Annotated in this window: 19 protein-coding genes; 2 read left to right on the top strand and 17 right to left on the bottom strand. The window is 35.0% G+C overall.

The window, feature by feature from the left end; all coding sequences use genetic code 11:
• Nucleotides 1-429: 429 nt before the first annotated feature.
• The 3 genes from AC4BD1_RS03305 to AC4BD1_RS03295 form a co-directional block, all read right to left on the bottom strand.
• Nucleotides 430-1,173, bottom strand: a complete 744-nt coding sequence (locus tag AC4BD1_RS03305; RefSeq protein ID WP_490485803.1) for a WecB/TagA/CpsF family glycosyltransferase — start codon at nt 1,171-1,173, stop codon at nt 430-432.
• A gap of 82 nt (nt 1,174-1,255) precedes the next feature.
• The gene (locus AC4BD1_RS03300) at nt 1,256-3,556 is read right to left on the bottom strand and encodes a toxin Cry1Ac domain D-VI-related protein (RefSeq protein WP_490485802.1); all 2,301 of its coding nucleotides are present in this window, start codon (nt 3,554-3,556) and stop codon (nt 1,256-1,258) included.
• A gap of 15 nt (nt 3,557-3,571) precedes the next feature.
• Nucleotides 3,572-4,048 carry a DUF4352 domain-containing protein gene (locus tag AC4BD1_RS03295; RefSeq protein ID WP_206909769.1) on the bottom strand — a complete coding sequence of 159 codons (477 nt, stop codon included), beginning with the start codon at nt 4,046-4,048 and terminating at the stop codon, nt 3,572-3,574.
• A gap of 174 nt (nt 4,049-4,222) precedes the next feature.
• Here AC4BD1_RS03295 and AC4BD1_RS03290 point away from each other — a divergent pair, with 174 nt between their 5' ends.
• Together AC4BD1_RS03290 and AC4BD1_RS03285 are read left to right on the top strand one after the other, a co-directional pair.
• Nucleotides 4,223-4,921: a sugar transferase gene (locus AC4BD1_RS03290; RefSeq protein ID WP_206909767.1), complete on the top strand. Its 699-nt coding sequence runs from the start codon at nt 4,223-4,225 to the stop codon at nt 4,919-4,921.
• Between the two features lie 59 nt (nt 4,922-4,980).
• Complete coding sequence (locus tag AC4BD1_RS03285) at nt 4,981-6,357, top strand: helix-turn-helix domain-containing protein (protein WP_490466966.1); 1,377 nt, start codon at nt 4,981-4,983, stop codon at nt 6,355-6,357.
• 907 nt (nt 6,358-7,264) lie between these two features.
• Here the strand turns inward: AC4BD1_RS03285 and AC4BD1_RS03280 are convergent.
• The 14 genes from AC4BD1_RS03280 to ybeY all read right to left on the bottom strand — a co-directional run bounded on the left by AC4BD1_RS03280 (nt 7,265) and on the right by ybeY (nt 19,597).
• Nucleotides 7,265-7,669 (bottom strand): PTS sugar transporter subunit IIA, encoded by a 405-nt coding sequence (locus tag AC4BD1_RS03280; RefSeq protein WP_490485801.1) that lies wholly within the window; start codon nt 7,667-7,669, stop codon nt 7,265-7,267.
• A 13-nt stretch (nt 7,670-7,682) separates the two neighbouring features.
• Complete coding sequence (locus tag AC4BD1_RS03275) at nt 7,683-8,492, bottom strand: PTS system mannose/fructose/sorbose family transporter subunit IID (protein ID WP_206898475.1); 810 nt, start codon at nt 8,490-8,492, stop codon at nt 7,683-7,685.
• On the bottom strand, nt 8,479-9,372 hold the full coding sequence (locus tag AC4BD1_RS03270; protein WP_206909759.1) for a PTS mannose/fructose/sorbose/N-acetylgalactosamine transporter subunit IIC: 894 nt from the start codon (nt 9,370-9,372) through the stop codon (nt 8,479-8,481). The genes AC4BD1_RS03275 and AC4BD1_RS03270 overlap by 14 nt, the downstream gene beginning before the upstream one ends.
• A gap of 12 nt (nt 9,373-9,384) precedes the next feature.
• Complete coding sequence (locus AC4BD1_RS03265; protein ID WP_490485800.1) at nt 9,385-9,864, bottom strand: PTS sugar transporter subunit IIB; 480 nt, start codon at nt 9,862-9,864, stop codon at nt 9,385-9,387.
• A 90-nt stretch (nt 9,865-9,954) separates the two neighbouring features.
• Nucleotides 9,955-10,926, bottom strand: coding sequence for a tagatose-bisphosphate aldolase (gene lacD / locus AC4BD1_RS03260; RefSeq protein WP_490486011.1), 972 nt, complete (start codon nt 10,924-10,926; stop codon nt 9,955-9,957).
• Between the two features lie 2 nt (nt 10,927-10,928).
• Complete coding sequence (locus AC4BD1_RS03255; protein ID WP_206909756.1) at nt 10,929-12,128, bottom strand: SIS domain-containing protein; 1,200 nt, start codon at nt 12,126-12,128, stop codon at nt 10,929-10,931.
• Nucleotides 12,129-12,140: 12 nt separating this feature from the next.
• Entirely contained in the window at nt 12,141-12,872 is a 732-nt protein-coding gene (locus tag AC4BD1_RS03250; RefSeq protein ID WP_206909754.1) for a GntR family transcriptional regulator, read from the bottom strand.
• Nucleotides 12,873-13,324: 452 nt separating this feature from the next.
• Complete coding sequence (glyS, locus tag AC4BD1_RS03245; protein ID WP_206909752.1) at nt 13,325-15,400, bottom strand: glycine--tRNA ligase subunit beta; 2,076 nt, start codon at nt 15,398-15,400, stop codon at nt 13,325-13,327.
• 1 nt (nt 15,401) lies between these two features.
• The gene (gene glyQ / locus AC4BD1_RS03240) at nt 15,402-16,319 is read right to left on the bottom strand and encodes a glycine--tRNA ligase subunit alpha (protein ID WP_206909750.1); all 918 of its coding nucleotides are present in this window, start codon (nt 16,317-16,319) and stop codon (nt 15,402-15,404) included.
• Between the two features lie 22 nt (nt 16,320-16,341).
• Nucleotides 16,342-16,584, bottom strand: a complete 243-nt coding sequence (locus tag AC4BD1_RS03235; protein WP_206909748.1) for a hypothetical protein — start codon at nt 16,582-16,584, stop codon at nt 16,342-16,344.
• Nucleotides 16,585-16,889: 305 nt separating this feature from the next.
• Nucleotides 16,890-17,750, bottom strand: a complete 861-nt coding sequence (gene recO / locus AC4BD1_RS03230; RefSeq protein WP_490485799.1) for a DNA repair protein RecO — start codon at nt 17,748-17,750, stop codon at nt 16,890-16,892.
• A 76-nt stretch (nt 17,751-17,826) separates the two neighbouring features.
• The gene (era, locus tag AC4BD1_RS03225; RefSeq protein WP_067483882.1) at nt 17,827-18,726 is read right to left on the bottom strand and encodes a GTPase Era; all 900 of its coding nucleotides are present in this window, start codon (nt 18,724-18,726) and stop codon (nt 17,827-17,829) included.
• Between the two features lie 18 nt (nt 18,727-18,744).
• On the bottom strand, nt 18,745-19,137 hold the full coding sequence (locus tag AC4BD1_RS03220) for a diacylglycerol kinase family protein (RefSeq protein WP_206909744.1): 393 nt from the start codon (nt 19,135-19,137) through the stop codon (nt 18,745-18,747).
• A complete protein-coding gene (gene ybeY / locus AC4BD1_RS03215; protein WP_206909742.1) occupies nt 19,121-19,597 on the bottom strand; it encodes an rRNA maturation RNase YbeY in 477 nt (158 codons plus the stop codon). Before ybeY ends, AC4BD1_RS03220 begins: the two co-directional genes overlap by 17 nt.
• Nucleotides 19,598-19,623 lie beyond the last annotated feature (26 nt).

Genomic DNA, 19,623 nt, shown 5'->3' with positions numbered 1-19,623 from the left:
TATCGTATTTGCTAAGTTTATACTTTCTTTTTTATCAGTGGATATAACTTGTACAGTCAATACCTGAGAAGTTGAAGAGTACAAAACTTTCAACTTCGATTTTATTTTTAAATAATCTGCATATTTTTTTTCTAAATTTGAATTAACTTCCTTTAAAAAGGAAGGACTATAAACTAATAAGCTATAATTTTCATTATATTTCAACAAATCCATGCTTTTTACATTGTCATCATCTTTGTCTACATATGGATTTATCACTAATTGACTCTGACAAACATATCTTTTTGGAAACAACTCATATTTATCTAGAAGGAATGTACCAATCAAAGCAGACACAACAGATAGACAAATCATTGGTACTAAAACTTTGTTCAGAATTTTTATTATTTTTTTTTTATTTAAAATGATTATACCTTCCTTCTTTAATAATTATGTTTTTATCTTTTCATGTACTATCGACTTTAAAAATTTTAGATTTCCTATAAAGTATCTTAGAAATAGTCTTTTAGGTTCTTGAATTAAACGAAACAGCCATTCCAAATTCATTTTTTGAAGCCATAGTGGTGCCCGTTTTTTGTTGCCGGACAACACGTCAAAACTTCCTCCAACTCCCATAAAAACTGAATGGACATCATTCGCAAGTAGATATTCTATGAGATATTCTTTTTTAGGGGAAGTTATACCTACAAATACTAAATCCGGCTTTAGATTAGCTAAGTTAGTTGCTATTTGTTTCCAATCTTTTTTGTCAAAATAGCCATTTCGACTCCCGACAATAATCAATCCAGGATATTTAGAAGAAATTTCTGTTTGCATTTTTTCTAAGACTTCCTCTTTAGCTCCTAAAAAATAAACAGTATAATTTTTTTTTTCAGCAAGACATAATAATTCTTGCATCAAATCGATACCAGCAATCCGTTCAAATATCCTGCCTTTTTTTAAAATTTTTGAAGCAAAAACCATAGAAACACCATCTGGGTGAATAATGTCTGCATTCTTAACTATTCTTTTCAATTCATCATATTTTTGGAGTTGATTGATTTTATCTGCGTTAACACCAATTATGTGCGATCCTTTGTGTAAATTTATTTTTTTATCTACTTCTAAAACAAATTCATTCATCGATCCAATATCCAAGGGTATATCTAACAAGTATTTCTTTTTCAACGACATAAATTAAGTACCTCTTATTGTTAAATTATCTCTACTTTAAAAATACCAACTGAAGGAATCCCTTCAGTTGATATTTAATTGATTATTTCTCAATAGAGACTTGTTGTTCCGCTACTTGCTTATAATCACTACCATAGATCACAACTGACGCTTTATCTGTTGCTTTCAATCCACTCATATAGTATTTGATTGTTCCTTTAGGTAAATTGTTCATTGACACTAAAGCTTTCTTTTCACCATTGACTACCAATCGCATATATGCGGCATCGTCCCCTGTGTATGTTCCAGTCACAAATTGGCTGATTCCTTCTTTGTATGGATCAACACTTGTAATTTCTACTGGTACTTTTCCTTTTTCGATTGGCACTTCTTTTTCTGCTAACTGTTTGTAATCTTTACCATAGATCACAACTGACACTTTATCTGTTGCTTTCAATCCACTCATATAATATTCAAATTTACCTTCTGGTAAATTGTTCATTGACACTAAGGCTGTTTTTTCGCCATTGACCATCAATCGGATATAGCCAGCATCGTCCCCTGTGTATGTTCCAGTCACAAATTGGCTGATTCCTTCTTTATACGGATTGATACTTGTAATTTCTACTGGTACTTTTCCTTTTTCGATTGGCACTTCTTTTTCTGCTAACTGTTTGTAATCTTTACCATAGATCACGACTGATACTTTATCTGTCGCTTTTAACCCACTCATATAATATTTGAAGGTTCCTTCTGGTAAATTGTTCATTGATACTAAGGCTGTTTTTTCGCCATTGACCATCAATCGGATATAGCCAGCATCTTTTCCTTTGTATGTTCCAGTCACATATTGGCTAATTCCTTCTTTGTATGGATCGACACTTGTAATTGCAAATTGTTCGTCTTGTTTATCCAACAATTCTTGTGCTTTGTCGATTTTGTTTTGTAGTTCTTGTTTTTTCGCTTCATCTGTTACTTTATCGACCGCTGCTTGTGCTTCGTTGATTTTGTCTTGGTTGACGCCATCAGCTAGGTTTTCTCCATTGAACAAACCATTGACTTTGTCAGTTGCTTCCTGCACGATTTGTGCTTGTTCGTCTTGTTTGTTCAACAATTCTTGTGCTTTGTCGATTTTGTTTTGTAGTTCTTGTTTTTTCGCTTCATCTGTTACTTTATCGACCGCTGCTTGTGCTTCGTTGATTTTGTCTTGGTTGACGCCATCAGCTAGGTTTTCTCCATTGAACAAACCATTGACTTTGTCAGTTGCTTCTTGCACGATTTGTGCTTGTTCGTCTTGTTTGTTCAACAATTCTTGTGCTTTGTCGATCTTGTTTTGTAGTTCTTGTTTTTTCGCTTCATCTGTTACTTTATCGACCGCTGCTTGTGCTTCGTTGATTTTGTCTTGGTTGACACCATCAGCTAGGTTTTCTCCATTGAACAAGCCGTTAACTTTGTCAGTTGCTTCTTGCACGATTTGATTTTGAGAATCTTCTGCCACCAACTGCTCTGCTTTTGAGATTGCTGCATTCATTTCTGCAGCATCTTGATTATTGGAGATATTTGCTACTTGTTGTTTAACTTCTTGTACTTTTTCACTTGTGATACCAGGAGCTAACTCACTGTGGTCTGTAGAAGTAAATAAACTATCTACTGCTTGCCATTCATTTGCATACATTAATCCTGCTTTTAGTTTTGGAGCCAATGATCCGTATCTTTTAATGTCTTGATCGATTGTAAAAACGAATTCACCTTTATTATTCGCGGATTTTGAAGTTAATGTTATTCCTGCTCCTTCGAGTTTATCAGGTGTAAAGTAACCTGATTGTCTCACACCATTAAAAGACATCGTACACGTATTATTAGTCTCCGACCCACTAATGGTACTTAAAGTGGCTTTATATGTTCTATTTGGTATCAAATTAATACTTTTTTGGAATTTAAATCTTTTTTTATTATGGGAGTCTGTAGGTGCCACATATAAAAAAGAATCTAAAGAATGGCTATCTGGAATATTGTTATACATCGGCAACAATACTTCGTTGTGACCAATTTGTGTTAAATTGGGGGTAACTCCATTAAATTGAGATAATGTTGTTTTGTCCCATGTTCCACTTATTGTTGTGTATGGAATATTCCCATAATCATCAGAATCACGAAGATACCCCGCAGAAATATTCCATTCTCGATAATCACCGCTTCCCGGAAATAAAGAAATCACTTCACCATAAGGCGTGTTAGATTTATTTTCTTGAACATTAATATTTTGATTTAGGCTGGAATCTGTTTCTGCTAGTACAGGAGTTGAAATAGCAGCTAAATTCCCACTCATAATCAAAGAAATGGCAGCCAATGCGATTCCTTTTTTAGATGCTTTGATTTTTTTTCGTAATTTTTTTTCCTTCATTCTTAAAATCCCTTCTTAAAATTTAATATTCCATTCTTGTGTTGCTTCATTTTTTTGATATAGAAGTGTTCCTTTATCTACATCTTTCTTTACTTCAAATGACACAACACCTTCCAAGCTTTTTTCAGGCAAAACAGCTTGCCCAAAATTAACTCCATCTGCGTATGGTTCTATCGATTGTTTCCCAATGTTCAATTTAAAGTCATTAGAACCTACACCTTGTTCTTCATTTGACCTATTACGGACTTTTACTTTAATTGAAACAATTTTAGTATCCTTCGTATTATCGGCAGTCGATATATCTCCAAGTGTTATCTCTAAACCACGCAGATACTTGACATTCGAGCTTGTCGAACTACTTTGTTCCGTGCTTTGCTGAATGCTAGTACTAGTTTTTGTAGTATTTGATTCACTTTGCTGATTCTGTGAATTACAACCAGCTATCAAAGTAGATAGACCCAGTAAAGCTACGAAACAACCAATTTTCTTCATAATTTCTCACCTCCAATTTCTACGCAACTGATTGTATATTTCTTTTCCATATCATCAACTTCAAAAAATTTAATTGTTCGTAAAAAAAAAAAAAGAGGGTAACTCTTTTTAAATCTAAAATTATTTCAGAATCTATATCAAACAAAGTCAAGAAAATTAGAAAGGGATAGTTTAATGGATTATTTTGAATTGGTTTTTCAAAAAAGAACAATAACAGATTTTTTAGGAGCTGAAAAAAAATCTTCAAAATTTAGATTGACAAAAAGGTATTATCTTGTTATAAAGAGATTCTTTGATATTGTTTTTAGTATCACAAGCCTTCTGCTTCTCAGTCCACTATTGTTAGTCATTTCTTTGCTCATTTATTTTGATCAACATGGTCCAATTTTTTTTACTCAGGAAAGAGTTGGTAAGAACGGTAAAATTTTCAAAATATACAAATTTCGAACGATGGTAGTAAATGCAGAGGAGTTACTATCTAATTTGTTGTCTAAAAATGAAATGGATGGCCCTATGTTCAAAATGAAGGATGATCCTAGAGTCACCCGTATTGGTAGATATTTACGAAAATTGAGTTTAGATGAATTACCTCAATTGTACAATGTAATAAAGGGTGATATGAGTTTAGTAGGTCCGCGCCCTCCTTTAGTCTCTGAAGTGAAAAAATACACAAAGTCTGATTTAGAAAGGTTAACTATCCTCCCCGGTTGTTCTGGAATCTGGCAGGTATGTGGAAGAAATACGATTGATTTTACTACAATGGTTAAAATGGATCTTTGGTATAAAAATAATCAATGTTTGCTTTTAGATAGTTTAATTATTTTAAAAACTATTAAGAATATTATATTTTTTAAAGATTCACATGCATATTAAATAAACTTTATACTCCAAAATTCTATATAAAATACTATTCTGAAGGATGAGTTTTAATTATGTTAAATCTAATCTATGAAAAATCAATATATACTAAAATTAGAATTGTAAAATACATCATAGATAACAATGGTCAAAGTACGAAACAAAGAATTATAAAAAATTTAGATATCACATTGATTACTTTAAATAAATATTTGGAAGAATTATCAGAAGAACTACCTGAAAATTCAATATATATATCCGAAAAATATATTGTTTTTAACACTAAATTGATGAGTTTTCATGATGCTCAAAAATTTTATTTTTCTAAAAGTATCACAAAAGATATTTTTTATAGCATTTTTTATAAGCAGAAGAAAACTTTAGATAGTCTTGCTAATGATTTATATATAAGTCCCTCAAAATTATTCAATATTTTAAAATTTTTATCAAAACAGCTTTCACCTATTGATATCTGCATTATCCGTAGTCCTTACGTTACAGTAAGAGGAAATATTGAATCGATCCTTGTACTTTATAACCTATATTTGCAAAACACAAATATAGGTTATAATAATTTGTATAATCCTATTTCTATTGATCTCCTTACTGACAAAATAGTAAATTTTCTAGAAGACTGTAACATCAAAATTGAAAATAATATTATTTATGAACTACAGACTTGGATCATAACTGTCAATTGCAAAGATTATCTGCAAAAATTTAGTGATAGTCATCTAGAAATCAATAAAGAATTCATCTCATCAGAAAGTCCTGTAGTAAAAAAAATATACAATAACTTTTTTTGCTTCAATAATAAAAAATTGGATGAAGAAAAAATCTTACTTATTTTGATCTTTTTATTATCTAATATGAATAGCCTACATTTTAAAAATGTAAAAAATGAGCAAAATTTTTTTCTAAATGAACTAACTCCTAACTATATAGATAAAGATCTTATTTTTTCTATACTTTGTGGACCGTACAATGTATCTACAACTGACATAAAAACACTATCAATAAGAATCGAAATTTGTATTCATTATGCTAAAATTTTATATCCTTATTATTTTTTTTATAATAAATATTTTTCAACAAATATTAAATCATTGTCATTTTCTAAAGATATAAATTGTGCTTTAAAAAAATACACCATCCACAATTATAATATTCAATGGATACTGTCATTACTGACTTACACGGTCCATTCTTTTCAAAAGAGTTATATAGATTCCACGTTGAATATTGCCTTTTATTCAGCCAAGGGAAATAGATACGAAAAACAGTATTGCAATGAAATAAAAAAAGCGATTAAAATTATTCCCTATTGTGAATTGGATGATACTAGTGCTGATATTTTGTTAATTGATAACATTGAGCTACTCAAAAATGTAAATAATTATGAAAAATATGTAATGATTGGAGACTCTGATCTAGATTATTTCTCTTTTTAAAGAACAGCCTCTTCTATCTTGGCTATTCTTACGAAACACCTAACGTACTTTCTTTCAACAATTTGACCTTAACCATTTCTTCTGGATCAAAATAGTCCTATTTATAGATACTTTAAGTTGTTCTTTTTATTGATCCTAAGAGAGGCCTAATAAAATCATCAGTAGCGTCAAGAACAAAGAGTTAAACTTGTTGTCTTCATTCCTTTTAATTCATTCCACCATATTTTAGCAATTAATAGATTCGTTACACTCATCCATAGAGTGATGAAATGTGGTTTTCGCTATAAATCTATCAATTAGTTTCAAGAAATAGCGCATTGACTATGTGTGCTATCTGTATATTTTTTTTTATAAAAAATAAGAAAAAAATAAAATAAAAACTTCTCGTTTTTTTTTATAAAATAGACTTGTAACTTCATTAGTTTGTTACACAATCTCTCATATTTAACCACATTCATTTCATTCACTGTAAGAGGAAGCGTTGAAAACAAGTTTTCCTCTTACTACTGAAAAAGGATTTCACGAATAGCCTCAACAGGTGTTTCGCGAAATCCTTTTTTCTATTATATAAGAAGCTATTTATTGCTCAGACTAATAACGGACTGAAAGATATAAAGAAACGATAGATTTCTCCAAAAAGAAAAAAATAAATTTTCTTAAATTGAACAAATAATATTTAAACTACAAAAGGTAACTTGAACTGAATATTCCTACTCTATTTCATAGGAATGTGGAGAAACTTGAACATCGATAATAAAATTCTTGTTCTTCATTAACAACCTATCTCTATAAATAGACATTCGCTATTTATTACACAATAACCACGACTTTCTTCTTTTTTAGAAAGGAAGCCGCTGTTGTTGTGTCTAGAGTTTATCACCTAATGGTTTATTTTTTACTCGTTCAACTATTCATCTTCCTCTTCACTCGCCAATGCAATCATTTGATTAACGGAAACAATATTTTGTTGACCAGAAGTAATAAAGTCAACAGGCGTATCAATCAATGTACCATTGATGAACTCAATTACCATTGGCATATTCATCCCAGCGTAAAGTTCGATCGCTACGCCCTCCATAATCATACGAGAGATGACGTTACAAGGCGTTCCTCCCATCAGGTCACAAAAGACAGCATAGGATTCTAATTCAGCTGTGACTTGTAAAAATTTTTCTTTAAAATCTTCTGCACCATCGGATTCTAACAATGCCACCGTATGGATCATTGTTTGTGGTCCCATGATCATTTCTGTACTTTTTTTCAGTGCTTCACATAATTGTCCATGACTAATCAAAACTAACTCTTGACTCATTTTTTCCACCCCATTATTTTGAAATCACACCAAGAGCTGATAACGCAACACAGACAATCAGAACAATAAAGATTGCACGTGTAGATGTCATATTTTTCTTGCCTAACATCCAATATACCCCACCAACAATTGCTGCTGGTAAAATCTTAGGTAAAATCATATCAATATTATTTTGCATGTTTAGTGTCACATCACCAATGCTTGGTGCCCATGAGAATTTAACATTGACCATTGTTGCTACTAAAGCACCTACCATGAAGACACCGAGTAATGTTGCTGCATCAGTTAGTGCAGTTAGTCGTGATTGCATCGTTGTTACTAATGAGATTCCTTCTTTATAAGCAAACTCCAATTGCTTCCAACGAAAGACCATGACAACGATTTGTGCGATGATCCAGATAAACACACCTGCAGGATTTCCATTGATTGCCATGTTCGCAGCCAATGCACCAAAGATAGTTGGAATAAGCGCAGCAAAGATCGAGTCACCAATTGCGGCAAAAGGTCCCATTAACCCAGCTTTCATCCCAGAAACTGTTTGTTTTGCTGCAATTCCTTCCTTCTCTTCAATTGCAAGGTCAATCCCTGTGACAATCGTATTAAAGAAGTTTGACGTATTAAAAAATTGCGTATGCGTTTTCATTATTTCTTTTAACTCAGGTGTATCATCCCCATAAATTTTGCGAAGCTGAGGTAAGATCGTATACAAATAACCTGAACCCTGCATCCGTTCATAGTTCCAGCCTAATTGAAAAGTAAATAAACTTCTTCGATTGATTTGTTTAAAATCTTCTTTTGTCAATTTATAATTAGATTTCGTCATCTTCGATTTCCCCCTCAGCTGATTCTACTTGCTCGTTTGCTACTGGTTTTTGATTATGATTATTCTGACCATTTTTATAACTAATAGCTGCTAACGCAAATCCAATCAAAGCGACCGCTAACATTGGTAATGAGTTAAAGGTTCCTGGCATTTCCTTCACTACACTTGCCACACTCGTTCCAAGTAATTGGACATTTGAGAAAAGCGTTGCTAACAATGCAGTAATCGTGAAACCTAAAACGAGATATGGAAAATGTTTCTTAACAGGTAGGTAGCGTAATAAAATAGCAAAACCAACTGCTGGCAGAACAGCTCCGGCTACTGATAAACCATCACCTAGCCATTTTAGATCACCATTCAACACGCCAACAACATTTTCAACCAACCCTCCTCCAAAAGCCAAAGCTAAGAAAACAGGTACTAGCCGAGAAAGTGACCAAGGTAAAGCACCCATCAAGAAGTTTCGTTCAATTGCTTTATAATTCATTGTTTCAACATGTCGATCAATTCGATGTGCAAAATACGTATTTGCAAAGCGAGCTAAAATATCTAATTGGATCATCAAGCTAGCCACTGGTACAGCAATTGCTGCAATCGCTTGTTCAGGATTCATACCAAGTGAAATCGAAAAGGCTGTTGCTAAAATCGTTCCTGAATTTGCATCAATCTTAGAAGCACCGCCAAATGTTCCAACACCTAACACTGTTAACTGCATACTACCACCAATGATCAGTCCTGCTTGTAAATCCCCCATTACTAAACCAGCAAACAAACCGGCAAAGACGGGTGCACTCATTGATGAATAAATTTGTAGCTCATCTAAAATCTGATAGCCTGCGTATAATGATAATAATAAGATCTGCCACCATTGAATATCCATGAATTATTCCTCCTATTTTGTTAACAGACTCATAAAGTCTTCAGCCTTGTCACTTGGAACCATTTGAGCAATCAGATGTACTCCTTTAGCTGCTAATTTTTTAAATACAGATACATCTTCATCAACAACATTGATTGACTTAGTAATGGAACGGGTTTCATCTGTTTGAGACATGTTCCCAACATTGATTTCTGTCAAAGGAACACCTAACTCAACTAACTTTAATAAACGATCTGGCTTCTTCGCAACAATCAGTAGTCGTTGAGAATCATACTTACCAGCTAAAATATTAGCTGCTGCTTTTTCTACTGGTAACACGCTTAACTTTACTCCAGCTGGTGTAGCAAGCTTAAGACCACTTTTTTCGATTGCATTTGTCGCTACTTCATCATCTACGACCATGATTCGTGTGATATTTAGTTTTGTTGTCCACAAATTTGCTACTTGTCCATGAATCAGTCTGCCATCAATTCGTACGCCAATAATTGCCATTTTTCTTCGTTCCCTTCTGTTTTTGAATAAGTAATGCCATTATAAAAAGCAAACGAAACCGCTTACTTTTTCTTGGTTAAATTAAAGCGGCTATGCTTTTTCATACCAAGGGGTTGCTGTTCGTTCCACAACCTCATTTAATTCCTCGATATTTGCTCGACCAGTTGTTTGCAACCAATCAATGGCGCCTGCTCGACCGTTCTCAACATAAGCTTTTACACCGTCTTTCCAAGTTGCCCGACCACAAAGAACACCATTAAAGGCTGAACCAGATTCACGAGCGAAGACCAGTGTTTCTTGGAATAATTTCGTTGACACTCCAGCACTTAAGAAAATAAATGGTAAACTTGTTGCCTCACTTTGTTCCTTAAAGAATTCTTGCGCTTCGACTTGTGTATAACATGTTTCATTAGTAGCAAAACCCTCAACATAATTCATGTTGACTGGCACTTCGACTTTTAGTACGTCTACCTTATAATTTGGTTGTGAAAATTCTTTCATCATCTCAATGACTTTATGGGGTTTGATTTTCGCATATTCGATTGAGTTACTATCTGTAATTGTTGCATCATAGGAAACCAATTCTAAGTAAAAGGGGCGATCTTCTCCGGCACATTCACTTCCTAAGCGTTCAACAAAAACATGTTTTAAATGGTTGATTGCTGGGTCTTCATCCACGTCATAATACAATAAAAATTTGACAGCATCTGCTTGCGCTATTTTTAAACGTAGAGCAGACCAATCTTCGAGTAAATCAGGTAGTCGACCAGGTTTCGTTGCATCATAACCCGTTTTTTCATAAGCTAATAATAAACCCGCTTGTTCATCACGAGCTTTCGCTGCAGAGAGCCCGTACTCTGGATCTAACAAAATGGCTGAAGCAAAAGGTGTTAGCTCACTTGAAACGAGCGTCTTAAATTCGCTGATTTGTTCCGCTGTTGCATCCATCCCCAGTGCATGCATCATTTTTTTCAGTGCGCCACGTTGATCAATTGCTAATGCACTGATTTTCCCTGTTTCTGTGGATAATCGATTCATTGCTGCTTGTTTTTCTGTTGTCAAGTTCACTTATTATCTCCTCTTTTCTCTATATTTTCAGGATAGTTGTGAATCGTTACTCCTTTAACAACTCGATTAACGGTTCCGCTTGGCGAAGGTGTATCTGGTGTGTGCCCAATCTTGATTGAGGTCCACAACGCGATCAACTGGCCAACTAAGATCATCGCTAAAGACAAATAGCCATCAGGTAAACAAGTTTCCGTTTCTTCCATTTGAAAAGTTTGACCAGAATAGTTTGTCTTTCCAGGTTGGGCAATCGCAATTGCTTGTTTCGCAATTTTATCTCCGTGAATTTCTTCCAAAATATCTAAATCATAGGTTCGTGTGTAAGGATGATTATTAACGAATACAAAAACGAGCGTTTCGTCGTTCACGAATGACTTAGGACCATGACGAAAGCCCATGGAAGAATCAAAACTAGTAGCGACTTTTCCCGCAGTTAATTCTAAAATTTTCAGTTGTGCTTCTCTTGCCAATCCTGCTAAGCTACCTGATCCTAGATAAACAATTCTTTGAAAATCTGGCGAAATCAATTCCTTAATCTCCGATACTCTGCTTAAGATGTTCTCACCCACTTTAGATAAAACGGTTACATATTTCTCCTTCGTTTCATCCGCTGTTCGGTCAAAAATCAATAAGGCACTTAACATCATGCAAGTAAAACTTCCAGTCATTGCAAAACCAGCATCGTTGGCTCTTTCAGGCATCAATAATAAAAAGTTTTTTGGATCCTTTTCTGCTGCTTTAGCCAAACTTCCCTCTGCTGCACAAGTAATCGATAAATGAAAAATCGTCGAAACGACTTGATTTGCGAGATCAACTGCCGCTAAGCTTTCGGGACTATTTCCACTGCGTGCAAACGATACAAGTAATGTGGGCTCTTCAGGAATCAAATAATCTTGTGGTGCAGCAACAATATCAGTGGTTCCAATACTTTGGAAAATAAACTTTTGTGTATCACCATGTCCATTTAAATAAGGAACAATCGTATCCCCCACATACTGAGACGTTCCAGCTCCAGTGAAAATTACTCGAATACGTTTTCCTTTTGCTGATTCGTTCATTTTTTCAAAAAATGCTTTGAGCTCTTCCTTTTTTTCTTTCAAGATTGCAACTGTTTCTTGCCATAATTCTGGTTGCTGTTGAATTTCACCAGCTGTGATTGCTGCACCTCGTTCTTCCAACTCTTTTCTTTGTTCAAGCATTTGACTTCCTCCTTAATGACTGCGCACGTGCCGGATTTTATAATGGAACTGATCTGCTCTGGCAACGCTGTCTGTATATTCGATAATTTCATTTTTGTGATTGTATGTCGACCGAATCAAATGTAATACAGGGGCACTATCTGCAATGCGTAATAAATCGGCATCTTTTTTTTGCACAATGCTTGCATAAAATTCTTCATCTGCAAACTGGACGATTTGATCGTAATCTTGCGAAAAGACATCATACAAGGGTTTACTTTCAAGTAAGGGTAAATCTAAATTCATAAATAATTTAACTGGTAAGTACGAACGTTCAACCATTAATGGTTCTGCATCTGCCAAACGTAACCGTTTGATTTTAAACACTGGTTCACCAAGCGTTATATTCAACGCCTGGGCGATTTTTTTTGTTGCTTCCATTTGACGAAATTCTAAAATCACTGTCTTAGGTAATCTGCCTAATTCTTTCATTGCCTCTGTAAAGCTATATGCGCCTGCTAAGTTGGATGACTTCACAGATAAGTCGGATACAAATGTTCCTTTGCCATGGCGACGATAAATATAGCCTAATGTTTCTAATTCTTGTAAAGCTAAGCGAACAGTCGTACGACTAACGCCGTAATGTTGACATAATTCTCGTTCAGATGGCAGTTGATCATGTGCTGTCATCTGCTTTTCAATCCGATCTTTTAATACATCAACAAGTTGATAGTATAAAGATTTTCCTTTTCCTGAGCTCTCCATTTGTTTTTCCTTTCTCTAACTGGTTATAACCACATGACAAGAATAAAAATATTTTTCTTTTTTGTCAAACCTTTTTTTCAAAAAAATAGTCTATTATCAGTATTATCAAGGATTTTTTTTAATTTAAGAAAAGTACCAGACTGATACCAGTTGGCAAAAATCAGGTAATATCGTTTACAGCTTCAAATACAAAAGACCTGAGACAATTCTCATTATCTCAGGTCTAACAACTATATATACTTTTGAAAAAGTATAAGTACTCTTCAAAATATTGCAAGCTGCTTTGTCTGTTACTCATTATTTTTTCAAAGCTGAACGATTGGCATCACAACCTTGTTCACGGTGTTTAAGAAGTAACTCCTTCAAAATAAGCCTAAATTTCACAAAAATTTGAGAAGCAATTTTCGAAAATTTATTCTTATTTATTGAAGTTGGGCACTTCTTTCACAACCTTATTTTGTCATAATCTTATCCAAGCTCGCCAAAGATAATGCCATAAATGCAATTTCCTTCAATTGCGATAAACGGTTAGCACGTACTGCTTGGTCTTCTGCCATAACCATTGTTTCATCAAAATATTTCTCAATCAATGGACGTAATTCAACTAAGCTTTCATAGCTTTCACCCAACGTTTGTGTTGCAAAATTAGCTTTCAACTCATTCACCGCTTCATTCAAGGCTGTTTCTGCTTCATTTTCAAACAATGCTGGATCTACTACACCAGCTTCTGTTGTTTCTGCTTTTTTCGCTAAGTTGATGACACGCGTCAAAGCTTCCATTGAAGGTTTGAAATCCGAATCATTCAAATGCTCCTTGAATAATTGTGCTGCGCTGAAGACTTTTGTTAAATCGTTTTGTTCTGCATTCAATACCGCATCAATCACATCATGACGAATTTCTTTCGTGACTAACAATTGACGTAGACGTCCTTTGATAAATGAAAGAACTTCACCTTGGCCACTTGTTAAGTCAATGCCAAAACGTGTGAGATCTTTGCTAATTTCTGCATCAATGACTTCTTGTAGTTTAGCTAATGGGAAACTCCATCCCTTTGCTTCTACGATACGAACCACACCATAAGCTTGGCGACGCAAAGCATACGGATCGTTTGATCCACTTGGTACCATTCCTACGGCGAAGAAAGAAAAGATGCTATCTAACTTGTCTGCCACAGCTAAGACAGAACCAATAACGGATTCTGGTAAGTCTCCCTCGCTTGAAATTGGCATATAGTGTTCACGAATTGCTTTCGCAACGGCAGGTTTTTCACCTTGAAGTAACGCATATTTTTCACCCATGATTCCTTGTAACTCAGGGAATTCACCGACCATATTCGTCACTAAATCAAATTTATAAATTTCAGCAGCGCGTTGAAGGTCTGTTAACTCTGCTTCAGACAAACCGACTTCTTCTCCAATAATGCGTGCAGCGATTTGAACACGTTGCATTTTTTCATAGATACTACCGATTTTTTCATGGAAAGTAACTGATTTTAGTTTTTCTACATCTTCTGCGATGGAGACTTTTTTATCTTCATTGTAGAAAAATTCAGCATCCTCTAAACGTGCAGTTAACACTTTTTGATTTCCTTTGATCACATTGTCTAATTTTACAGCGTCCCCATTACGAGCAGAAATAAAGTGAGGTAATAACATTCCCTCTTCATTTCGAACTTCAAAGTAACGTTGGTGCTCTTTCATTGACGTGACCAAAACTTCTTCTGGTACTGAAAGATATTTTTCTTCAAAGTCACCAGCAAAAACAGTTGGGTATTCGACCAAGTTATTTACTTCTTCAAGTAATTCTGGATCTAGATCAATCACCCAATGATTTTTTTCTGCTAATTTTTGTGCTTGACTAACAATCATTGCTTCTCTTTTTTGTGGTGAAGCAATAACAAATTGCTCCTTCAATTTTTCTTCATATTCTTTTGCATGATCAAAAGTGATGGATTCACCCAAGAAACGGTGTCCACGAGAAGCACGCCCTGTTTCAACATCTAACACACTAAATGGAATGACTTCATCGTCTAACAAAGCGACGATCCAATGAATTGGTCGAATATATTCAAAATCAAAATTTGCCCAGTGCATTGTTACAGGGAAAGTTAAACTTTTAATTACATCTGCCAGCCCAGCTAAAACTTCGATTGCAGGTTTCCCATGAGTGTATTTTGTCACATAAACATATTCCACATCTTTTAACTCTCTAAAAGTAATATCATCTGTTGTTAGCCCTTGACCACGAACGAATCCTTCAGCAGCTTTTGACCAATTTCCATCAGCATCCAATGCGATTTTTTTAGCAGGTCCTTTGATTTCTTCTTCACTATCTGCTTGACGTTCAGGAACATTTATTACTTTGATTGCTAAACGGCGCGGTGTTGAGAATGTTTCGATTGAATCATAAGTTAATTGATGTTCATCTAAAAATTTTGCTGTTTTTTCTTCTAATTGTTTCATGCTTGGTGTGACCACATGAGCAGGCATTTCTTCTAGTCCAATTTCCAATAATAAGTCTTTTGCCATCTTATTCAGCCTCCTTAACTGTTTCTGGATTTGCTGTGTTCTTGTTCAATAGTGGGAACCCCAATTTTTCACGCTCCGCAACAAAGATTTTTGCTACAGCACGAGCCATATTTCGGATTCGAGAAAGATATCCAGCACGTTCTGTAACTGAAACAGCACCACGCGCATCAAGTAGATTAAATGTATGACTACATTTTAAAATATAATCATATGCTGGATGAACAAGGTTTTCATCAATACAGCGATTCGCTTCTTTTTCAAAACGATCAAAATTTTGTAACAATAATTCTTGGTCACTGACTTCAAATGAATATTTTGAATGTTCATATTCAGGTTGTTTGAAAATCTCACCATATTTTACGCCTGCTGACCATTCAAGATCATAGACACTTTCCACTTCTTGAATATAAGATGCTAAACGTTCTAAACCGTAAGTGATTTCTGAAGTCACTGGTTTACAAGGTAAGCCACCTACTTGTTGGAAATACGTAAATTGTGTGATTTCCATTCCGTCTAACCAAACTTCCCAACCAACACCAGCGCAACCCATTGAAGGATTTTCCCAATTATCTTCAACGAATCGAATATCGTGTTCTAATGGATCGATCCCTAATAAACGCAAACTTTCTAAATATAATTCTTGGATATTTTCTGGTGAAGGCTTCATTACTACTTGAAATTGATGATGTTGATACAAACGATTTGGATTTTCACCGTAACGACCATCTGCTGGACGACGTGAAGGTTCCACATAAGCCGCATTCCAAGGTTCTGGTCCAATGGCGCGTAAAAATGTATAAGGACTCATTGTTCCGGCACCCTTTTCTGTGTCATAGGCTTGCATTAGCATACAACCATTTGATGCCCAAAATTTTTGTAATGTTAAAATCATGTCTTGAACGCTTAATTTTTTGCTCATAGTATAGTACCCCTTTCATTTCTTACAAAGCTTGCACGACTGGATAAAATGCGACGACTGAACCCGGAATCAACTTCACACGAACAACGTCTGTCTCAGCTAATTGTGCAGCAATTGAATAAATTGTTTCTTCTGGTCTGGTGGTAAAGCTTTCTTTCACTTGTTCTTGATCATCAACAACACTGACTGCTAATGCGACACTTGAAAGAACTTTGATTTGGTTTTCTTTAAACTCTGTTGCCGGAATTTCCATGTCAAATTGCATCTTGATTTCCTCCTAAAAATACAAAAAGTCCCTATGTCTGACTACAGACATAGGGACGAATAACTTCGCGGTTCCACCCTACTTCCGAATAAATATTCGGCAGCTTCGTTTCACGTACTCCCAAGTGCCACTTCAAAAATCGATCGTATTCGGCTCCCACTCTCCCGAACTCGCTTTTACCCACGTATTTTTTACTCTTCTTGATCAACGTACTATTTTATCTACGGTTAATAATAGCCGTTTCATTACTCTTTTGTCAAATTTTTTTGATAATCAATTAAATCTATCTTCTTCGTTTGCTTGGCTCACTCATTTTCTGTCGGATCAACTGGCAAAGATATCTCGGACTCTGCATCTCCTTTTTCTTGTTCAGTTGCTGAAGAATCTTCCTTTTTCTCTAATGGTTTGAGCACATGTTCCCACGATTTCATTTGATCAATAAACTTCTTACTTTTAAGATGGATGCCCACATATTCCTCATAAAGTTGATCAATCAACTGACGAATCGCTTGTTTTGTGTCTTCTTTTAAATGGATGCCATTGATTCTTTCATAAGAAAGAGCAGAAAACAGACGTGCAAAATAAACAGCTCGAGGATCCGCATGATATCTTCTTTGATCAAGCGACCAATGACGTTCGCAAATCACGCCACCATATTTTGAAGAATAATCAAATTTTCCTTGCGTTTCACCACAGATTGCACAATGTGTCCAGACAGGTGCAATTCCAAATCGTTGTAAGATTTGAATTTCAAAAATATTGGTGATAATTTCTGCATCATCACCTTGATCCATTCTTTCCAGCGCTTGTTGTGTAAAATGAAAAAGATTTGGATCATATTGATGATCTTCAATTGCTGCATCAACCAAATTCAACAAATAAGTCCCGTAACCACTCAAAAAAATATCTTCTTGAATTTTCCGATAGGCATGAACATCTTTGACACTCGTAATAAAAGATAGACCATCACTTTTAAATGTGCCAATATAAACAGCTTGAGTAAATGGTCGAATAGCAGGCGCTAATGGTTGATTTTGTCGATGGATGCCTTTGACATAAAACATCATTTTTCCCGCTGATTCTGTAAAAATCTTGACCAATTTATCTTTTTCTTTATAATTTCGACTAGAAATAATCAAACCTTTTGATTCAACCAATTGACTCAATCGATTCCCCTCCTCAAAAAAAGAAATCTGGAAAAAGTATTGCTACCTGTCCAGATCCGTTTCTTTTTTACTGATTTTAGTATTCGTCTTTACGGTAACCAAAGTCTTGGAGATAGACTTTTTTATCACGCCAATCCTTTTGCACTTTTACCCAAAGTTCCAAGAAAACTTTATCCCCGAGTAGGCTTTCAATATCTTTACGCGCTTTTGTACCGATTTGTTTCAACATTTTTCCACCTTTGCCAATGATGATCCCTTTTTGGCTATCACGTTCAACAATGATGGTTGCTTGAATTTGGATTTTATCATTCTCATTGCGTTTCATTGAATCAACAACAACTGCCACAGAATGAGGGACTTCATCACGAGTCAATACAAGTACTTTTTCTCGAATCAGTTCTGAAACAACAAAATATTCTGGATGATCCGTTATTTGATCTTCTGGGAAATACTGTGGACCTTCTGGCATTTCATCCACTAAAGTTTCCATCAAACGATCCACATTGTTTCCCTCAGTTGCAGAAATTGGTACTACTTGAGCAAATGGCATCTGTGAAGAATAATCTTCAATGATACTTAGCAACTCATCTGGATGGATCTTATCAATTTTATTGATTACTAAATAAACCGGTGATGTCACATTCTTTAGTCGTTCAATAATAAAGTCATCTCCACGTCCACGTTTTTGATCCGCACTGATCATAAATAATACAGCATCGACTTCTTTCAATGCACTGTAAGCTGCTTCCACCATAAAGTCACCCAAGCGATGTTTTGGTTTATGGATTCCTGGTGTATCAATAAAAATCAATTGTGCTTCTGGTGTCGTATAAACACCTTGAATCTTGTTTCGAGTTGTTTGTGCTTTGTCACTCATGATGGCAATTTTTTGGCCAACGATGCGATTCAAAAGAGTTGACTTTCCAACGTTAGGGCGTCCAACAATGGCAACAAATCCTGATTTATGTTCTGGCATATGGTTTCTCCTTTTTCTTTAAAAAAATAATTGATAGATTTTGGGAACGAATAAAATCAAACCGACGATTACTGCAAAGCAAGCCGTCAATAAAACAGCGCCGGCAGCCATGTCTTTGATTTTCTTTCCAATCGGATGAAAATGAAAGTCCGTAAACATATCGACAACATTTTCAAAAACAGTGTTTAAAATTTCAACGATCCATACTAAAAAAATAGCTAAAAACAACCACAGCCATTCATTCTGACTCAGTTGAAAAAAAGCGCCAGCAATCAATGCAAAGATGCCGAACACAACATGTTTTCTCATGTTGCGTTCTTCATCAAAAACCGTTTTTACTCCTTGGATAGCAAATTCCACTGAAGTCATGAAATGTTTATTTTTTTCAACTTGTTTATCTTTTAAGTCCATAAGCATCCAATATCTCTTTCTGTAGCCCAAACATTTCTTTCTCGTCTTCAGGTGTCATATGATCATATCCATTAATGTGTAGGAAACCATGTACTGCTAAGAAACCTAATTCGCGATCATATGAATGGCCATAGGACTCGGCTTGTTCAGCAGCTCGTTCGATCGAGATCATGATGTCGCCAAGGACACGCGGCATTGGATTCTCGCCATCTTCAAAAATAACTGGGATTTCATCTTCGCCTTCTTCTTCTAAAGCGAAACTGATAACATCAGTTGGCGCATCTTTTCCTCGATAATCACGATTGATTACTTGAATCGCATCATTGTCCATGAATGTCACTGACATTTCTGTTTCTTCAGGTAGTTTTAAATAATCAGCTGCAAACTGGAGTAGTTCATTGATTTCTTGTATCTTCTCCTCAGATACTTTGTTTGTTTCATCCATGAATGTAATATCCATTAGTCATCGCTTCTTTCTTTACTCAC

It is taken from the genome of Enterococcus sp. DJ147D b, assembly GCF_058216655.1.
This window is presented reverse-complemented; position numbering and strand designations above follow the sequence as displayed.